The organism is Terribacillus saccharophilus (assembly GCF_000725365.1).
Taxonomy (GTDB): Bacteria; Bacillota; Bacilli; order Bacillales; family Amphibacillaceae; genus Terribacillus; species Terribacillus saccharophilus.
The window spans coordinates 181,238-199,138 of record NZ_CP008876.1 but is presented as its reverse complement, the minus strand read 5'-3'; the positions used below and the strand labels follow the sequence as shown (position 1 = coordinate 199,138).

The window sequence follows — 17,901 nt, the reverse complement described above, 5'->3', positions numbered from 1 at the left end:
AAGTAAGCAGTTTGCATTCCTATTCCCTTTTTAATAAGAAAAGTATCCTTTGCTAGTACAGAAAAAACAGAGTTCTTATAAGAAGAAACTATTACGGGGTTGTTTCCTATAGGGGCGTGTATAATCACTTTAGCATTATGGCCATGCCTTCAGCAAATAAAAAGAGCAATCACATAGTGTGACTGCTCTCATATGCATTAGCCATTCATGACTTCTGTCAGAACTGGCACGATTTGTTTCTTACGAGATACAACACCTTTTAGGGTTGCTGTATTATTGGAAAGCTTCACTTGGAACGCTTTTTCGACAGCTTCTGTATCTGCTCCGATTGCGATTGCAGTGGAGTCATTTGTCAGGATATTCGTGATAGCGAAGAGATAGAGCTTCAGGCCTTTATCTGTAATCTTCTGCTTCATCGCTGCTTCTACTTCAGCCTGACGTACAAGAACATCCTGTTCATCTACAACGTTAACTTGCGCAATTTCTACTGTTGCATTACCCATCTGGAATTCTTTTGCATCAAGTGTGATCAATTCCTCAGGAGTTTTCTTGCTAACATCCGCTCCAGCTTTCAGCATATCCAAGCCGTATGTATCTACATCGACGTCAGCAATTTCTGCAAGTTCCTTCGCAGCCTTAATGTCCTGTTCTGTACATGTAGGAGATTTGAACAATAGAGAATCAGAGATGATTGCACTCAGCATAGCACCTGCGATTTCTTTTGGAATCTCTACATCATGCTCTTTGTAGATTTTCTTGATGATAGTTGCTGTACACCCAACTGGTTCCGCACGGTAATAAAGCGGATCAGCTGTTTCGAAATTGGCAATACGATGGTGATCGACAACTTCAATTACAGAAACCGTATCGATATCTGAAACACTTTGCTGTTTTTCGTTGTGGTCGACTAAGATGACTTGCTCAGCATCTCCATCAATCGCCTCAATTAAACGAGGTGCTTCCAATCCGAAAGTTTTCAAAGCGAATGCTGTTTCTTCATTCAATTCTCCCAGGCGGACTGCTTCTGCTTCCACACCTAGTTTATTTTTTAAATGCGCGTATGCAATTGCGGATGTAACCGCATCTGTATCCGGGTTTTTATGTCCAAAGACTAGTACTTTACCCACTGCCTATCTCTCCTTTTTTGCATTGCCGGCGAGTGCCGGACATGATGTATTCATTTTACATGATTATAGCTGTTTTAAAAAGGGACTCACCTGGAAACATACCTGTTCCCATGCACCCAGAAACGCCACGGAAAATCTTTGGCTTCCTGTGCATTTGGAATTCCGATTCTCGGTCCCGTTTCTACTTGCTCTGGGTTGTACCCTTCTGTGATATATAACGGCGGATTGATAAAATGACCGCCATAATGTGACTGGATTATGCCCATTGCCTGACATAGCTTTCCGGGGCCATTCGTTAGCTCCCTTGGCTTTCGTCCAGGCCTGCGCGTTTCCATAAGGGGCATTCCATCCTTTGGTTCAAGCGCCCGTATGAGGACTGCCTCCGGTATTTCAGCATCTGCACTTACTACATTGAGCAGCACTTGACGATGCATTGTATACGTATAAATATGGCCCGGTGTATGGAACATGATTTCCGTCCGTTTTGTTCGCCGGTTATTGAAGCTATGCGCAGCACGATCAAGTGCTCCGCGATACGCTTCTGTCTCTACGATATAGCCGGAGGTGATTCCTTCCGATGTTTCATGTACGAGCAGGCATCCTAATAAGCTTTGAGCCAGCTCTAGTGTAGGCTGCTGGTAAAACGACTGCGGCAGCGGCGGATAACTTGTCATCTAACATGCTCCTTCTTTAATACAGGTTTCAGATTTTGCTCCTTCCCTTTTAGCATTACCCAAACCTGGAATAAGAATGGGGCACCAATAATGACAAGGAAGGCTATGATAGTGAATATCGGAATCGGATGAACAGCACCGAAATGATCCAGCAGCATTCCTCCAATCAGCGGCCCTGCAACACTTCCAAAGCCCGTAAAGCCCATTGCACCGAAATAGGTCCCCTTCATATCAGGATTGGCAATTTCATCAATGAACATATCCGACATAGAGAATAACAGCACTTCTCCAACCGTGAACAGAATGACTGCAGCGGCAATCCAGATGACTTCATGCAAAAAGGCCATGCTTAACAAACTGAGGGCAATCAGTACATTTCCAAGCATCAGGGACAATACGAGTGAATACTTTTTCGCAATAGCAACGATTGGATATTGTACAATTAAAACTGTCAAAGCATTCAATGTGAGCATCATACTGAATAGCCTTGCCCCATCCTCAATACTAGGTGTAGCAGCAAAAAACTGAGGTAAGGTAGCACTGAAATGCGAATACCCAAACACACTGATGGTGACCCCGATCAATAGGAACATAAACAGTGTGTCCTTTCGTGTCACATTAAAAGCTTCACGGACACTAATCCTATTTGCTCCTGCTGCAGCTGTTTCTTCCACTTTGACACGTAAAAATTGAAAAATAAGCACAAGTCCGTATGCGAAATAAACCAAAGCCGCAATTAGAAATGGCGCTGTAGAAGAAGCGGAACCAAGGTACAGACCCAAAAGAGGACCAAATACGACACCTATGTTGATTGCGGTATAGCGCATATTGAAAACGAGTAAACGGTTCTTTTGATCGGTCACATCTGACAAAAGAGCTTTGGATGTTGGTTCGAACAAAGAACGGCATAATCCATTCAGTGCATTCATGACAAAGAATACCCAGATAGCATCCGCCAGGGCAAACCCTACAAATACCCCACACCAGCCAAATATACTGATGCTGATAATTTTCTTTCTGCCGAATCGATCAGAAAAGTATCCGCCGTAGAAGCTGGACAGAATGCCAACCAAGGAACTGATAGCGATAATCAGGCCGGTGAATCCTGCTGATGCCCCTTTCTCCTGCGTCAGATAGATTGCTAAAAAAGGAATACTCATACTTGTAGCCATCCTGCCGAACACCGTTCCGATAATAATTGTCCAGCTGTAAGGATGGAGTGTGCGTAAAACGTGCATGCTGTCTCAACTCCTCATAATCCAAATTATAGCAGATTACAAGGCTTCTGTTTTTGCATTCCCGGCCTGCTTGTAAATTAATCAAAAAAGAACCAGACTCACGTCTGATCCTTCATTTTTTCTTCTTTTTTCATTAAGTCACGAATTTCCGTAAGCAGCTCCTGTTCGACAGTCAGTTTTTCAACAACCTCTTCTGTCTGTGGCTGTTTGCGCTTCAATCTATTCATGACTTTGACGACCATAAATAGTGCTGCCGCTATCAAGAAGAAATTAAGTACAGTTTGAATGAATGCTCCATACTTCACTACAGCGCTGCCAACAGTGAACTGCAGCCCGCTAAAGTCATGCCCTCCGGTAATAATACCGATGAGTGGCATGATGATATCGTTGACAAGGGATGTTGTAATGGCACTGAATGCGGAGCCGATCACTACGGCTACAGCCAAATCCACAACGTTACCTCGCAACGCAAACTCTTTAAATTCCTTGAACATCGTATGTATACCTCCTTAAAGCTAGTACCATTCTTACGCATCTATTTCCCTTTTTCAAGTATAGCCATTACAAAAATAAAAGAGACCCCCTGTGGAGTCTCGTCTATATTATTATAATTCCTTCCACCAGTCATCGTGGATGGTGGCTGGCATCTGCCGTTTATGGGTTGTTTTGAAGTAACGATCCTCCAAAAGTTTAGCTGTTTTCTCTTCGATAATTTTCCCTTCGAGATAATCATCGATATCCTCATAAGAAAGTCCAAGTTCTGTTTCGTCGGCTTGTCCAGGATTCTCATCCAGCAAATCAGCTGTCGGCGCTTTTTCATACAGACATTTTGGTGCTCCCAGTTCGATAAGAAGCTGTTTACCTTGACGCTTGTTCAGGCCGCTCAATGGAAGAATGTCTGCTCCGCCATCGCCGTACTTTGTGTAGAAACCGGTAATAGCCTCAGCTGCATGATCTGTACCGATGACCAGCAATCCTTCTTGACCACCGATTGCATATTGGGCAATCATGCGCATGCGCGCCTTGATGTTTCCTTTGTGGTAATCAGCAAGCTCGTCGCCAGTAGCATCTTTATATGCTTTCGCCGCTTCTGAAACCGGGGATTTAATATTGTACACATAAGATTCAATCGGCTTAATGAAATCCAATGCCAGCTGAGCATCTTCTTCATCCGCTTGTTCACCATGCGGCAGACGGACAGCAGCAAAGGTCACATCCTTGCCTTCTTTCTTCAGCTCTTCAATCGCCACTTGTGCAAGGCGTCCTGCCAATGTAGAATCCTGCCCGCCGCTAATACCAAGAACGAATCCTTTAGCACCAGTTTTAAGCAAATAATCTTTCAGGAAGTCGATTCGGCTGCGGATCTCCTGTTTAGCATCTATTGTTGGTTTTACTTGCAGCTCTGAAATAATTCTGGATTGATTAGACATAATTTTGCCTCCTCGATAATGATTATATTTCTCTTTTCCCTCTCAAGCTGGAACGTAATCTATTTATGTATCATGCTCTCTTTTACTAGTATAAACCAATCACATCATAAAAGACGAAAAATAAAACCCGCGGAATCAGTTCTCCGCGGGTTTGTTGTTCAAATATGCTTCCATGTCCTCCATCGTCTTTTCCATACGCTGGACATCTATATCAAAATCAAGGTCTGTTGAACGAAAGAATGGATCGTTAAATGTGAAAAGCTCTGCAATGTAGTTTTCATAAGCTCGCATCGCAACCATCTCCTTTCCAATTCTTCTTTCGTCTATTCTAGCCTAAATCCCTTCTGAAAAAAACCCATCCAAAGGAACTTATTCAGAGGCCCAGCGTTTTAGAACATGCTGTTTTTGTCAATAACTTTTCTTATGTATTAAAAGGAGGCAAAGGAAATGGATTTATATGATTTTATGAAAGAAGGCAATCCCGGAAAGAAGCAATCCCGCCAGCCTGGCATTCAGCATGAGATGGATCCGCTCCCAATTGAAGAATTCGACCATTGGAAGGGCAGCGGGAAACTGCAGGGAAAAGTTATTCTTATTACAGGGGGAGACAGCGGCATCGGGCGTGCTGTAGCTATTGCTTATGCAAAAGAAGGCGCTGACGTAGCTATATCCTATCTGGATGAGCAGGAGGATGCAGAATATGCGAAGAAGCGGATCGAACAAGAAGGTGTCAAATGTGTTCTGTATCCTGGCGATATAAGCGACGCTACCTTTTGTGAAAACCTGATAAAACAAGTTATACAGGATTTTAATAAGCTTGATATCTTGGTCAACAATGCTGCACGCCAAGAAGTACAGAACGATTTGACGGATATCACGCCAGAGCAGCTAGAACGGACATTCCGGACAAACTTCTTTAGCTACTTTTACCTGACTCGTGCTGCTTTGCCGCATCTTGGAAAAGGGAACTGTATCATTAATACATCTTCTGTCACTACGTATATCGGCAACCCTACCTTGATCGATTATACGTCCACAAAAGGAGCAATCGTTGCCTTCACTCGATCATTGGCAAAAGGATTGGCTAGCAAAGGAATACGAGTGAATGGAGTTGCACCTGGCCCGATTTGGACGCCGCTCATTCCGGCTACCTTACCGCAAGACGGAATAGAAAACTTCGGTACCCAGACTCCGCTCGGCAGACCTGGCCAGCCTGTCGATCTCATCGGCAGCTATGTTCTGCTCGCTTCCGATGAAGCTGCCTACATTACCGGACAATTCATCCACGTAAACGGCGGAGATTACATGTCATCTTAATAAAATAAGGAAGCCGCATATGCGGCTTCCTTATTCTTTGCTTTTCCATACTTGCGTTTTATCATCCTCATCAAATTCAATGGTGACATCTGTAACGCCTCTATGCTCCAATATTTGAGCTTCCAGCCGATCTCTGATGTCATCAGCATCCGCCACTGTAATAGTCGGGTCAATTTCCAGTGTAGCTTCCACGTGGAATGATTCCCCTTCTTTTACAACAGTCATTTCCTGGACGTCTCGCACATCCCTATCTGCAAATAAGATATTCCCGATTTTGTCAGCCATCTCTTCATCAGCTTCTCCGATGACACCAGCTGCATTATCAAGGAAAACACGTCCAACGACAAGAAACATCATCGCACCGATTATGATAGAAGCGATTCCTTCAGCCTGATAAAACGGTGTGTAAGCAGCAATTAAAATGGCAATGATAGCAACCAATCCGCCGCTAGTAGCAACTAGGTCTTCCATGAACACCAATTTTGTAGCTGGTTTCGCTCGTTTTACATGTACGAAGCTCATTGGAATGACCGCCAGCCCTTTTGCACCTGATTCACTCTCATGGGCAATCTCACGCATCGCTTTAAGCAATACGAATCCCTCAAGAATACAGCCTAGTGCTAGCACTGTGATACTTATCCATAACCCCTCTGATTCTGATGGATGTGCCAGATGTGTAATTCCTTCACGAATGGTTTCGTAAGCAAGGATACCCACGATTAATACTGCACCGAGCAGCACCAAGTTGACAGCCCGGCCGAATCCTCCCGGGAACCGCTCTGTAGGGGCTTTTTTACTGAGTGCTGAGCCAACATAGACGAACAGCTGGTTAGCGGCATCCCCAAAACTATGCATCGTTTCTGCAAACATAGCCACATTCCCTGTCAATAAGAAAGCTCCTCCTTTGACAAGTGCAATGACCAAATTGACCACCGCAGCCAATGCGGCTGATTTACTTCCTTGACGTAACAGGCTTACATATTCCTTCATGCTGTCTCTTCCTTCTTTGTGATTTTATATGTAGCAGTTTATGGTAACAATATTTTTAGCATAGCATACATTGAATGCAACGCGCCCCCTTATGCTCAAGGCGCAAGAAGACAGGATGTTTTAGTTTGAGTAGAAACGGTTATTCCATATACATGAAATCCGTATTTTTTTCACTTGCAGTCTTTCGCTCAACGTGTTAATATCTTGAACAATATACTTTTACAGAGAAAGGAGATAAAAAATATGAGAAAAGTAACATTAGAACAGATTTATACACATCCAATTGCACAGAAATATCTCGGACGTTCCGGGCAAGCGCATGCTATTTCGGTTGCGGAGCACGCACTAATCATCAGTGAGAAAAAGCAGGTCGATCCAGACACAGCCGTAAAAGCTGCATTGCTGCATGATATTGGTCATTATGAATGGTATAGCGATGGCAAGTGGGATTATGATTTGTATAAACAAAATGATATCCATGCTATCAAGGGTGCTGCCCGAGCACATAAACTCCTGATTCGCTTAGGTGAAGATCCGCAGGCTGCCAAAGCAATCTCCTTGGCAATCCTTCTGCACACAGACTCTTACCTGCCCGAACACAATCTGAAGCTTGACCCATTGCAACAAGTAGTAGCGGAAGCAGATACAGCTGATGAAGAGACAGGCGGTGCACATCATTACAAGACCATCTCTCAGCAAGAAGCACTGAAACGCATACGGAAATTGGACGCAAGCATCGAGAAGCGCATGATAAGACAAGTCCAGACAAGCTGATCATGTCCGCTTCCTCCCCCCTTCCTTAAATCTCCTATCTTTCCTTTCAAAACTTCGTTTCAAAACGTGCAATCTAGTTCCTATTCCGCTATGCTAGAATTACAATATACGAGATTTCAAAAGGAGAATAGCGAATTTGCACTGGAAAAGGATTATAGTAACTACTTTGCTTATGACAGTTGCAGCGTTAATCCTATTCGGCTTTTTGCATATAGAGCAGCTTCCACCAAATCAATCCACTCCCACTGATTCCATGAATGCAGACGACATTACCGGCCTCCATCCTACAGTAGAAAAGAATATGAACGAACTAATAGAAAAAACTTCTGATATCGGTATCTCCATTATCATTACGGATGACTATCGATCCAAGGAAGAACAAGACAAGCTATACGCCCAAGGGCGAACAACTGAGGGACAAATCGTCACTCAAGTCCAGGGCGGAGAATCTATGCATAATTATGGACTCGCCATTGACTTCGCCTTAGAACCGGAACCTGGCAATGTAATCTGGGATATGGAATACGACGGAAACAAGAACGGGGAATCTGACTGGATGGAAGTAGTCGATATCGCCAAAGAACTCGGCTTCGAATGGGGCGGAGATTGGCCAGGATTCAAGGATTATCCGCATCTGGAAATGCATAATGATTAATGAGAAAAAGCGCCAAGTCAGGTGCTTTTTTAGTTTATGAAAATGTTGTTCATCATAAAAGGAAAGTATTGTAAAATGAGATGATATTAATATAAAATATTATTATATAATTCAGAATATATAGTCTGTGTTAGTAATACAAAATAAATAACGTCCACAATCCTTTTCCCCATCTCGCTTCAAAACCCTCTTAGTCAGTTCACTTTGATGAAACCTATAAAATTACTTTAGAAAGAGTGATGATGTGAAAAAAACACTTGCAGTCTGTCTTACAATTGTCTCAGAGTTCCTGCTGATTTGGTTAATCGCGATTATTTTTTCTATTAATATGATGGAGATTCTTACTTTGGGAGGAATATTAGTATTTGCTGTCATATGGTTATTTTCATTAGCTGTTAGAAACTCCAACAATCAGTCCCATGCCCACAATAAAGGCTTTCTCGGATTTAAGACAGGAGACATACAACTTTTTCGTTTTCAAGTATCCCCCGTTATAATGGGCGTTCTTCTATTTGTTTTGATAAGCATAATCTTAACAGCTATATATTACGCTTCATATTTTTAATAAAGATACAAAAAAGCGCCCTCATGGGCGCTTTTTCAGTTAGCAATGACAAGATAGGTGCTAAAACTGATGATATAGATAGCAAAACAAAAAACAGCTACGCGCATATAATTACTTGTAAGATCAAATAACACCTTCAAGCCATTGGACAAAATTGCTGCTATTGTTAGCAAAAACGTAACACCAAGCATCAGCATAGCACCGAAAAAGATAATCTGCTCCATCTGGACTCTCTCCTTCTTTTATCCCTATTACGTCTTATAATAGAAGGAAAGCAGCACAAGCTCCTGTTGTTCCGCTAACATTGATTGCTTGGAAGTGACGATTTTGTCACCTTTTACAGTTCTAACTGAGAAGGGTACAACGTCATACCGCCATCGACGAAAAGTGTAGTACCTGTGACGTAGCTTGCTTCCTTAGATGCAAGCCATGCAGCAGCTGCTGCAATCTCTTCTGGCTTACCGAAGGATTGCATCGGTATCTTCTTCATCTGCTTTGCTTCGTTTTCCGGTTTGGTATCTTCGTTCCGCTCCGTATCAATTGTTCCTGGTGCAATGGCGTTTACTCTGATTCCGTTAGCCGCATACTCGAGTGCCATTGTTTCAGTTAATAACTTAATACCGCCCTTCGATGCAGCGTAATGACTATCAGAAGGTTTCGGAATTTGCTGGTGTACACTAGACATATTGATAATGCTGCCTTTTATATTATTCTCCAGCATATGACGCAAAGCCACTTGGCCGCCGAGGAAAGTTCCTGTCAAGTTTACATCAATCACACTTCTCCACGTTTCCTCTTTCATTTCGTGGAATGGCTCCGGTTTACCGAATCCAGAGTTATTTACCATCACATCCAACCCACCGAATTCGCTAAGAGCTGCATCCAGCAGTTTCTGAACCTCTTCTTTCTTGGAAACATCTGCTTGAATGACAATTGCTTTCCCGCCAGCTTGGCGGATATTCTCGGCCGCTTGATTAGCTCCATCCTCGTCCCCATGATAATTAACGATAACATTCATGCCCTCTTGTCCGAATCGTTCTGCAACTGCACGACCTATTCCTTTGGAAGAACCAGTGACGATAGCTGTCTTTCCTCTTAAATCATCATACATGTCGATTTCCCCTCTCCCGATTTATGTTCTTCTCTGCTTTTCCCCCAATCACTTCACAAGAAACTTTTCTACAAAATATGACAAAATAGGACTTTTTCTAGTGACTCTCTTCACTTTCTGGTACTTCTTACCGATATAAAGGAAAAACATGTGCAGAGGAGCTCGTTTTATGAATTCTACGTTACAGGCAGTAGTCAATATTGCCCCTATTATAAAAGATACTCTTGGACCGACAGCAGCGATGGGTGTGCTAGACACTGAGAAATTCGTTTACTTCGCCCCTTCCACACTCTTATCACTAGGCATTGAAGTTGGAAGAACAAGACTGGATGAACACGAAGTTTATCAGCGCGCAATTAAAGGAGAGCATATTGTATTCGCTATCACAGAAGATTATGAAGCCCTCGGTGCACCAGTGGTAACCTCCATAACTCCAATTCGCGATATGGAGACGAATGATATTGTCGGTCTATTATCACTATCTCGTACATTGGAGCATCAAGAAAAGCTTGATGCAGAGCTTAACAAATTAAATGAAGTGATAGATGCATTACAAGGTAAAGTTCAGCATGTTGCCGCACAAGCCGAGGAGCTATCTGCAACAAGCAGTGATATTAACGAACAGGCAAACAGTGCAAACCAGAATTCTCGACAGATAGGTGAAGTCGTCCAGTTAATAGAACAAATTTCTACGCAAACGAACTTACTTGGCTTGAATGCCGCTATCGAAGCAGCCCGTTCCGGTGATGCGGGTAAAGGATTTGGCGTTGTAGCAGATGAGATTCGTAAACTCTCCGATAATACTAAGCAAGCCGTTCAAACAATTGGTAAGTCCTTGACAGAAATAAGTTCCAGTATTGAAAACCTAACACTTAGCATCAATGAGGTTTCCACTTCCTCTGAAGAGCAGTCTGTCGTCATGGTCGAATTCATGGATGACATCCAAGCTTTAGATGAAAAAAGTAAACAGATTATTGATACCATGAAGAAAGTTACGAATCAAGATTAAGGAGGTAATCTAAATCATGCACCCTACATTACAAGCTATGGTTCTCTTAGCACCAGAAATAAAGAAAAACATTGGTGAAAACAACGTTGTTGTAGTTACAGACAAAGAAAATTTTGTTTTCTTCTCACCTTCCAAAGATTTGGATATGGGTATTAAAGTTGGTGAATTTGCGTTCACAGAAGACAATGAATTATTGCATCAAGCCCTTGCAGGTGAAAGGGTACAAGTACATATTCCAAAGGAACGCTACGGTATCGGTATGCAAAACACCGCAAATCCAATTCGCGATGAAAATGGTGAAGTGGTTGGTGTATTTCAGATCACGAAGACCCTGAAAGACGAAGAGATTTTAGACGAAGAGCTGGATGAATTACGTGCAGTTGTAAACAGCCTGCAAGGAAAAGTACAGCAAGTAGCTGCACAAGCAGAGGAACTTTCCGCCACAAGCACAGATATTAACAGTCAAGCAGCTCATGCGAATGCCAACTCTCAGGAAATAAGTAAGGTTGTTCAACTGATAGAGGATATCTCGACACAGACGAACCTTCTTGGTTTGAATGCCGCTATCGAAGCCGCCCGTTCCGGTGAAGCTGGCAGAGGATTTGGGGTCGTAGCTGATGAAATCCGCAAACTTTCCATAGGTACAAAAGAGGCCGTCGGTACAATCGGCCATTCCCTTCAGGAAATCCGTTCGAATATGGAGAATTTGACACTAAGCATTGGCGAGGTTTCCACTGCCTCAGAAGAGCAATCTCGTGTGATGGTGGAGTTCATGGAAGATATTCAGAATCTCGATAGCCAAAGCAACGATATTGGGCAATATATTAAAGAAATTACGTATTAAAAAAACGCCTCCATTAGGGAGGCGTTTTCTTTAGATAGATTGTTTGTTATTTGGAGTTGGCGGTGTTGTTTTAGTAGTAGGTGTTGTTGTTGTCTTGTTGACAGGCTGATTCTTCTGTTCATTAGAACCGCTATTAGCTTCATTTTTCGACTTTGTCATCGGATTACTTGGTGCACTTTCAGGTTTTGTTTCCATTAGTTTATTAGAAGCTTCTTTTGCTTTACTGCCTGCATTTTTCAGATCATCTTTCGCTTCTTTTACTGTGCCAAGGGCCGATTTAGAATCTTCTTGGACATCGTTCACTGAAGACATGATCTCGTTTTGAGCCTTGTCATAAACATTCTTAACGTCGTTAGCTGCATCCTTTGCAAGCTCAGTTGCGTCCTGTACTTTGGACATAACCTGTTCCTTCGTGCCCTGCGGATCCTGTTTTGCTTCTTTTACAAAGCTGACAACCGTATCCTTAGCTACCCCGACATTTTGGAATACTTTTTGACGTGTCTGCTTGTTAAGTAAAACGATTGCCGCGCCGGTAACTGCTCCAGCGACTGCGCCAGTTAATAGTTTAGAACCTGCTTTTGCTTGTTCTTTCACTTCGTGCTTGTCTACTGTTTGTGCTTGTACCATTATGAACACTCCTTAGCTTTTTTGTTTACCGTATTGGTGTATAAATACCCCGTACCAATGAAAGTAAACAAAAAACTTTAATTACATTGGCAGCACTTTTCTCTGTTTCTGAACGAAGTAAACCATTTCCTTGAAACCGATATCCTTTAAGCGGTCTTTCACTTTGTCGAAGTCCTCACCGATTCGGGATGGTATATGAGCATCAGAGCCAAAGGAGATATCCACACCATAATGCAGTGCTCTTTCCAAAATAAGATCAGAGGGATACCATCCGCCTACTGCCTTTGTACCGCCGGATGTGTTCACTTCGATGCTAACACCAGCTTCTCCAATCACTTTCAAAGTCTGTTCGATCGCATGATCAGCAGGAATATCAGAGAAAGCAGGATAAAAACCCTTCATCGCATCAATATGGCCAAGCACTTGAAAAATTCCGCTCCTAGCCGATTGCTGAATCATATCGTAGTAGGATTCTTTCACTCGGATATGTTCTGCTTCTGATAAGCCATCCCATCTGCCTTGTTTGAAGATATTCACGTCATCAACATAATGAACAGAACCGATAATATAATCGAATGGGTACTTTTTGTAGTAGTCCGCATATAAAGCAGCATGCTGCGGGAAGAAATCACTTTCTACACCTAAGAGGACATGAATCTGGTTCTTATATTTCTCCTTCAGATGAAGCACTTCCTGAACATACGCTTCAAAGCCGCTGATTGGCATAGCAATACCAGGATAAAGCTGGTCTTCCTCGCTGTAGAAATAAGGGGAATGATCCGCTATCCCGATATATTGCAATCCTTTTTCAATCGCTGCTTTAATATAATCCTCAATCTGTCCCTCAGCATGTCCACATCGGTAATGATGTGTGTGCAAATCGAATGTCATACACCTGCTCCTTCGGCTACTGCAGTATTTTCTTCTAAGAATTCTTTAATCAGCATGTTGACGATTTCTGGCTGCTCATGGTGCACCCAATGAGTCGCATCATCAATATAAACCAAATCGTAATCTGTGCAGTATTTGACTGATTCCTGAGCCAGTTTCTTTAAAAGGAATTGGTCCTTGATTCCCCAGATAATCTTGGTAGGTACATGAACCATGACAGAATTCTTCTTACCATACATACTGATGTTGTCCTTTTCTGTCAAAGCTCGGTACCAGTTCAGCATACCTGTCAGCGCACCTGGCTTGGACCATGCTTCTTTGTAATTATCTACATCCATTTGAGAAAACGTTCCTTCTTGGCTGAACTTTGTCAGCGCCATCGCGAGACCATAATAGTCATTCGCTGCCAATGATTTTTCCGGTACATCCTGCATCTGGAAAAAGGCCATATAAGAGCTCTTGAACCACTGCAGCGGATTGGTTGCGAGTATTTTAGGCATAGCTGCCGGATGCGGCATGTTAATAGCAATGAATTTTTCTACAAATTCCGGCCGCGTAACTGCAAGGTGCCATCCAACTGCTCCGCCCCAGTCGTGACCAATGATTATCGCCTTCTCTCTCTGAAAAAGACGGATCACTGCTACTACATCGTCACGGAGCTCATCCAGTACATAATTAGCAGTACCTTCGGGCTTATCAGTCAAATTATAGCCTCGTTGATCAAGGGCAAGAACACGGAAACCTTGCTCCGCAAGCGGAACGATTTGCTCCTTCCACCCATACCAAAATTCTGGGAACCCATGCAGAAGAATCACCAATTTACCATCGTTCGGCCCAGCTGCAGCCATATGCATATTCATTCCATTCGCTTTTACCGTCAAATGCTCGACTCTCATCAGAATCCTCCTCGACTAAATTAATTGCGATTCAACCCATAATGCGCCAATGCCTGCTGCAAGGAATTATAGAAAAGAATATCCTCTACCTGTCTATCTCCCCCTAAAGTCTGCGCCAAATCGGGACGCACACCGGAAATTGCACAGTTAATTCCGAGCATTTGCAGTATCTGCACCATCTGTCTGAGCTTTTCCCTTACAAGTGCTTCGGTAAAACTCGCTCCTGACATATCGATAAAAAGTGTTTCAATTCCTTTTTCCTTGCATGCTTGCGGCATATGTTCTACGATCAGATCTGCCCTTCGCTCACTTATTTCGCCAACCAGCGGAAATACACCGATGCCTTTCATAATCGGAATAACAGGTGAACTAGTCTTATGAATTACTTCGCGCTGGCTCCTGATTTTCCTTTCTGTCAGCTCATAATAAAACTTCGTAAAATTATTAATAACTTCATCCAAAGCACGGTGGAGGTTCTTCGACCAGCCAATGACCATAGCTGGTGTAATATCCTCTTTATGTTTTTCCGTAAATGATTCAATGAATTCCCAAATGACCGTTCCTGATTTTCCGACTGCCTGCAGCACTTCATGGATTGGTGTATTAGTCTTCACTCGGCTATTTGCTACTTTCTCCACCCATGTTTTGAGATTCTGACTGTATTGCTCTTCATCCTCCAAAATCGCACTGGCAACTGTGACAATTGTCATTCGGTGTTGTTTTCTTAATTTCGCACGCATTTCTTTTCCAGCATCATCTGCATAGATCGAATTTTTATAGTCATATAATAAACCGGCCCATCGATCTGTTATATGAGGAGCGTTTTCCATGATGTAGTTGTATAATGCTTCGTTCATCCTTGGCATGCGATTCACCTTCATCTTTGTGATTTGCTTTTATTATAGCCGAACCGCCAAAGCGCTTCTATCTTGAGCATGTAAAAAAGAGTCTGCCGAAGCAGACTCCTACTAAACTCCCAATGGTACAATATTTCCCTCGTTTACTCTGATATAGCCGTGATCTGTCAATTTTAAAGCAGGGCTTACAGGCAGTGAAAGGGTACTGATAGACATGAGAACATTATAATGTTTGTAACCGAGTGATTTAATAGACTTCGTCAAATGAGAGACTTGTGCTGCCACTTCTTTCAATGGTGCTTCCGATAGAATACCCCCAACAGGCAATTGCACCATAGATAGTATTTGGCCGTCCTTCACACAGCAGATACCGCCTTGTTTGCGAATTACTTCATTCGCAGCAAGCACCATATCCTCTACATCACGACCGATAACAAGCAAATTATGATTATCATGTGAATAAGTAGTGGCAATTGCTCCTTCTTTGAGCATATCACCTGTTAATAGACCGAAGGCGCGATTTCCGTTCTTTCCATATCTTTCTGCTGTCATGACAAGCGCAAGCCCTTCTTCCTGCCATTGCACTTGCCCAGCCTCTATAGCCAAACGAACATGCCGTTCTGTCGTAAATGTCGAACCGTCCTTTATTTCCATAACACGGTACAAAGCTTCGCTTGCTTCTTTTTCATTCAATAGAAGGAAATCGTCAGACTTCAGCTCTTCCAACTTGATGCTCTCATAATAGGACGAAGGGAATTGCCGCTCAAGTACAATTTGCTCCTTCACAGCATCCTTCTCATACACTTGTTGGCCATTCTTGAAGACTTCTTGAATAGAGAAAGCATGCAAATCCTCGAGCAAGATGAAATCAGCTATTTTCCCAGGAGCGATTAGGCCTCTGTCCTTCATTTGCATTCGTTTTGCTGGTGCAGCAGTTGCAGCATATATTGCCTGCTCTGGTTTCATCCCCATATGTATCGCCTTTTGGACAAGCTGGTTCAGATGCCCTTCTTCCAGCAACTTATCTGCCATCACATCATCGGTTACAAAACAGAAATGTTCGCTAACATCGTTTTCTATCACGTAGTTTATGATTTCCTGCGTCATAGATTTCTCCTGCAATTCTACAAACATACCTGCATTGATGCGCTGTTCCATCCCTTCAACCGTCTGGTGGGTATGATCAGAATCAACACCGGCATATACCATCCGCTGCAGCTCAAGATCCAAAAGCTTCGGTACGTGACCTTCTACGATCAAGTGTGGATATGCTTGTCTTACATGCGCCAAAATGCGGTTCGTCTTACTGTCAGGAGCCGAAATAACATCATAATAATTCATGATCTCACCAAGGCATTGAATATTACCCGACAGCATTAACTCATCGATATCCTGGATATCAATCTCTCCGCCTGTTGTCTCCATTGATGTTGCTGGCACAGAGCTTGGAATGCCATAAAACATGTCCACTGCGCAATCCGCACTTGCATCCATCATACTTTTCACACCATCCACCCCGAAAACATTTGCCATCTCATGCGGTTCCGGGACGATTGTCGTCACGCCATTTTGAATAATGCCATAAGAGAAGGAAGATGGCGTAATCATTGTACTTTCAATGTGAAGATGGATATCAATCAAACCTGGTACCATGTACCGGCCTGTTCCATCTATTACACTTTTCGGCTCCAATTTATCGGTATCTTTCTTACCGATATAGAGGAATTTCCCATCAAGCACAGCGACATCGGCATCGATGAATTTCTTTCGATAGCTGTTAAATACCCGCACATCACGGATCAGTAAATCAACAAGCATTGTTCAACCTCCTAATCGACGAGCACGATTTGTTTCTTTGGAATCTCGAGCACGATATCCTGCCCATTTGCAAGTAGTGCTGCTGCAGCGTCATCATTTACGGTGAACCGACCGATACTCGTTTGGACTTCATATTGGTAGCTGCGGCCAAGATAAGTACTGATCAGCACTTTCCCTTGCACAGCATTTTCCACTGTCATTGGCGCTGCATCCAATGCATACAGACGCAGATCATCCGGTCTGATTGCTCCTACCAAACCAGCTGTATTGTCCTGCTGCTGAACATTTAGAGTTATTCCTTGAACAGTTGCAGCAATTCCATCTGATTCCTGACGGCGGCTGTCGAATTGGATAAAGTTCTTGAATCCGATAAAGTCCGCGACAAATTTCGTCTTCGGTTGTCTGTAGATAGTGGCCGGATCACTGAGCTGTTCGATAATGCCTTTATTCATGATCGCTACCTTATCTGAAATCGAAAAGCACTCTTCCTGGTCATGCGAGACATATACCGTCGTAATGCCAAGTTCCTGCTGTATCCTTCTAATCTCCACGCGCATATTTACACGCAGATTAGCATCCAAGTTGCTTAAAGGTTCATCAAACAAAAGGAGATCTGGTTCAATGACTAACGCTCTGGCAATTGCCACACGCTGCTTTTGTCCACCTGATAATGCAGCTGGGAAGCGTTCCTCAAATCCTTTCAAACTGACGATATCAAGCACCCTAAGTACTCGATCCTTGATTGATGCTTTCGATACTTTCCGTTGACGCAAGCCGAACGCGACATTATCGAAGACCGTCATATGCGGGAACAAAGCGTAATTTTGAAAAACAAAGCCGAAATTACGTTTGTTTACCGGAACTTTCGTATAGTCCTTCTCCCGAAACAAGAATTTGCCTTGCTTTGATTGCAGGAATCCTGCAATCAGCCGAAGCGTTGTCGTCTTTCCGCAACCACTTGGACCAAGAAGGGAAACGAGTTCCCCTTCTCCGATAGACAAATTGAAGTCCTGAAGAATAGCTTGCTTCTGATAAGCAACAGTGACGTCCTGCAGCGTAAACAAAGACATGATAAAGC

General features: G+C 43.0%; 19 protein-coding genes and 1 pseudogene. 5 read left to right on the top strand and 15 right to left on the bottom strand.

The window, feature by feature from the left end; all coding sequences use genetic code 11:
• Positions 1-197 precede the first annotated feature (197 nt).
• The 6 genes from GZ22_RS01005 to GZ22_RS18485 form a co-directional block, all read right to left on the bottom strand.
• Complete coding sequence (locus GZ22_RS01005; RefSeq protein WP_038557834.1) at positions 198-1,127, bottom strand: manganese-dependent inorganic pyrophosphatase; 930 nt, start codon at positions 1,125-1,127, stop codon at positions 198-200.
• Positions 1,128-1,213: 86 nt separating this feature from the next.
• Positions 1,214-1,801, bottom strand: coding sequence for a DNA-3-methyladenine glycosylase (locus GZ22_RS01000; protein ID WP_038557832.1), 588 nt, complete (start codon positions 1,799-1,801; stop codon positions 1,214-1,216).
• Positions 1,798-3,039: an MDR family MFS transporter gene (locus tag GZ22_RS00995; RefSeq protein ID WP_038557829.1), complete on the bottom strand. Its 1,242-nt coding sequence runs from the start codon at positions 3,037-3,039 to the stop codon at positions 1,798-1,800. Before GZ22_RS00995 ends, GZ22_RS01000 begins: the two co-directional genes overlap by 4 nt.
• 98 nt (positions 3,040-3,137) lie before the next feature.
• Positions 3,138-3,533: a large conductance mechanosensitive channel protein MscL gene (gene mscL, locus GZ22_RS00990; protein ID WP_038557826.1), complete on the bottom strand. Its 396-nt coding sequence runs from the start codon at positions 3,531-3,533 to the stop codon at positions 3,138-3,140.
• A gap of 111 nt (positions 3,534-3,644) precedes the next feature.
• Positions 3,645-4,469, bottom strand: a complete 825-nt coding sequence (nadE, locus tag GZ22_RS00985) for an NAD(+) synthase (RefSeq protein ID WP_038557824.1) — start codon at positions 4,467-4,469, stop codon at positions 3,645-3,647.
• Between the two features lie 135 nt (positions 4,470-4,604).
• On the bottom strand, positions 4,605-4,760 hold the full coding sequence (locus GZ22_RS18485) for a hypothetical protein (protein ID WP_164071993.1): 156 nt from the start codon (positions 4,758-4,760) through the stop codon (positions 4,605-4,607).
• 156 nt (positions 4,761-4,916) lie between these two features.
• Between GZ22_RS18485 and GZ22_RS00980 the strand changes: the two genes are divergently transcribed.
• Entirely contained in the window at positions 4,917-5,786 is an 870-nt protein-coding gene (locus tag GZ22_RS00980; protein WP_038557822.1) for an SDR family oxidoreductase, read from the top strand.
• Positions 5,787-5,816: 30 nt separating this feature from the next.
• Here the strand turns inward: GZ22_RS00980 and GZ22_RS00975 are convergent, their stop codons facing one another.
• The gene (locus tag GZ22_RS00975; protein ID WP_038557820.1) at positions 5,817-6,776 is read right to left on the bottom strand and encodes a cation diffusion facilitator family transporter; all 960 of its coding nucleotides are present in this window, start codon (positions 6,774-6,776) and stop codon (positions 5,817-5,819) included.
• 243 nt (positions 6,777-7,019) lie between these two features.
• Here GZ22_RS00975 and GZ22_RS00970 point away from each other — a divergent pair, with 243 nt between their 5' ends.
• Positions 7,020-7,550, top strand: coding sequence for an HD domain-containing protein (locus GZ22_RS00970; protein ID WP_038557818.1), 531 nt, complete (start codon positions 7,020-7,022; stop codon positions 7,548-7,550).
• A 136-nt stretch (positions 7,551-7,686) separates the two neighbouring features.
• Positions 7,687-8,205 carry a M15 family metallopeptidase gene (locus tag GZ22_RS00965; protein ID WP_038557815.1) on the top strand — a complete coding sequence of 173 codons (519 nt, stop codon included), beginning with the start codon at positions 7,687-7,689 and terminating at the stop codon, positions 8,203-8,205.
• Positions 8,206-8,805: 600 nt separating this feature from the next.
• Here GZ22_RS00965 and GZ22_RS00955 read toward each other — a convergent pair.
• Positions 8,806-8,994 (bottom strand): hypothetical protein, encoded by a 189-nt coding sequence (locus GZ22_RS00955; protein ID WP_038557812.1) that lies wholly within the window; start codon positions 8,992-8,994, stop codon positions 8,806-8,808.
• A gap of 113 nt (positions 8,995-9,107) precedes the next feature.
• The gene (locus tag GZ22_RS00950) at positions 9,108-9,881 is read right to left on the bottom strand and encodes a glucose 1-dehydrogenase (protein WP_038557810.1); all 774 of its coding nucleotides are present in this window, start codon (positions 9,879-9,881) and stop codon (positions 9,108-9,110) included.
• Positions 9,882-10,557: 676 nt separating this feature from the next.
• Here GZ22_RS00950 and GZ22_RS19070 point away from each other — a divergent pair.
• A pseudogene (locus GZ22_RS19070) lies at positions 10,558-10,890 on the top strand (methyl-accepting chemotaxis protein); the annotation flags it as partial.
• A 16-nt stretch (positions 10,891-10,906) separates the two neighbouring features.
• Entirely contained in the window at positions 10,907-11,734 is an 828-nt protein-coding gene (locus GZ22_RS18940) for a methyl-accepting chemotaxis protein (RefSeq protein WP_038557806.1), read from the top strand.
• Between the two features lie 30 nt (positions 11,735-11,764).
• On the opposite strand, the gene GZ22_RS00935 is transcribed toward GZ22_RS18940, so the two are convergent.
• From GZ22_RS00935 to GZ22_RS00910, 6 genes are all read right to left on the bottom strand, one after another.
• Positions 11,765-12,361: a hypothetical protein gene (locus tag GZ22_RS00935; RefSeq protein ID WP_038557804.1), complete on the bottom strand. Its 597-nt coding sequence runs from the start codon at positions 12,359-12,361 to the stop codon at positions 11,765-11,767.
• Between the two features lie 81 nt (positions 12,362-12,442).
• Positions 12,443-13,252 carry a histidinol-phosphatase gene (locus tag GZ22_RS00930; protein WP_038557802.1) on the bottom strand — a complete coding sequence of 270 codons (810 nt, stop codon included), beginning with the start codon at positions 13,250-13,252 and terminating at the stop codon, positions 12,443-12,445.
• Positions 13,249-14,148 (bottom strand): alpha/beta fold hydrolase, encoded by a 900-nt coding sequence (locus tag GZ22_RS00925; protein WP_038557800.1) that lies wholly within the window; start codon positions 14,146-14,148, stop codon positions 13,249-13,251. The genes GZ22_RS00930 and GZ22_RS00925 overlap by 4 nt, the downstream gene beginning before the upstream one ends.
• Positions 14,149-14,168: 20 nt before the next feature.
• The gene (locus GZ22_RS00920) at positions 14,169-15,014 is read right to left on the bottom strand and encodes an STAS domain-containing protein (RefSeq protein ID WP_051747909.1); all 846 of its coding nucleotides are present in this window, start codon (positions 15,012-15,014) and stop codon (positions 14,169-14,171) included.
• 102 nt (positions 15,015-15,116) lie between these two features.
• Positions 15,117-16,823 carry an adenine deaminase C-terminal domain-containing protein gene (locus GZ22_RS00915; RefSeq protein ID WP_038557798.1) on the bottom strand — a complete coding sequence of 569 codons (1,707 nt, stop codon included), beginning with the start codon at positions 16,821-16,823 and terminating at the stop codon, positions 15,117-15,119.
• Between the two features lie 11 nt (positions 16,824-16,834).
• Positions 16,835-17,893: an ABC transporter ATP-binding protein gene (locus GZ22_RS00910; RefSeq protein ID WP_038557796.1), complete on the bottom strand. Its 1,059-nt coding sequence runs from the start codon at positions 17,891-17,893 to the stop codon at positions 16,835-16,837.
• Between the last annotated feature and the right edge of the window lie 8 nt (positions 17,894-17,901).

Bases quoted from the DNA above. Each gene is read 5' to 3' on its own strand.
- GZ22_RS01000 (WP_038557832.1), bottom strand. From the start codon at position 1,801: ATGACAAGTTATCCGCCGCTGCCGCAGTCGTTTTACCAGCAGCCTACA.
- GZ22_RS00995 (WP_038557829.1), bottom strand. From the start codon at position 3,039: ATGCACGTTTTACGCACACTCCATCCTTACAGCTGGACAATTATTATC.
- mscL (WP_038557826.1), bottom strand. From the start codon at position 3,533: ATGTTCAAGGAATTTAAAGAGTTTGCGTTGCGAGGTAACGTTGTGGAT.
- nadE (WP_038557824.1), bottom strand. From the start codon at position 4,469: ATGTCTAATCAATCCAGAATTATTTCAGAGCTGCAAGTAAAACCAACA.
- GZ22_RS18485 (WP_164071993.1), bottom strand. From the start codon at position 4,760: ATGCGAGCTTATGAAAACTACATTGCAGAGCTTTTCACATTTAACGAT.
- GZ22_RS00980 (WP_038557822.1), top strand. From the start codon at position 4,917: ATGGATTTATATGATTTTATGAAAGAAGGCAATCCCGGAAAGAAGCAA.
- GZ22_RS00975 (WP_038557820.1), bottom strand. From the start codon at position 6,776: ATGAAGGAATATGTAAGCCTGTTACGTCAAGGAAGTAAATCAGCCGCA.
- GZ22_RS00970 (WP_038557818.1), top strand. From the start codon at position 7,020: ATGAGAAAAGTAACATTAGAACAGATTTATACACATCCAATTGCACAG.
- GZ22_RS00955 (WP_038557812.1), bottom strand. From the start codon at position 8,994: ATGGAGCAGATTATCTTTTTCGGTGCTATGCTGATGCTTGGTGTTACG.
- GZ22_RS00950 (WP_038557810.1), bottom strand. From the start codon at position 9,881: ATGTATGATGATTTAAGAGGAAAGACAGCTATCGTCACTGGTTCTTCC.
- GZ22_RS18940 (WP_038557806.1), top strand. From the start codon at position 10,907: ATGCACCCTACATTACAAGCTATGGTTCTCTTAGCACCAGAAATAAAG.
- GZ22_RS00935 (WP_038557804.1), bottom strand. From the start codon at position 12,361: ATGGTACAAGCACAAACAGTAGACAAGCACGAAGTGAAAGAACAAGCA.
- GZ22_RS00930 (WP_038557802.1), bottom strand. From the start codon at position 13,252: ATGACATTCGATTTGCACACACATCATTACCGATGTGGACATGCTGAG.
- GZ22_RS00925 (WP_038557800.1), bottom strand. From the start codon at position 14,148: ATGAGAGTCGAGCATTTGACGGTAAAAGCGAATGGAATGAATATGCAT.
- GZ22_RS00920 (WP_051747909.1), bottom strand. From the start codon at position 15,014: ATGCCAAGGATGAACGAAGCATTATACAACTACATCATGGAAAACGCT.
- GZ22_RS00915 (WP_038557798.1), bottom strand. From the start codon at position 16,823: ATGCTTGTTGATTTACTGATCCGTGATGTGCGGGTATTTAACAGCTAT.
- GZ22_RS00910 (WP_038557796.1), bottom strand. From the start codon at position 17,893: ATGTCTTTGTTTACGCTGCAGGACGTCACTGTTGCTTATCAGAAGCAA.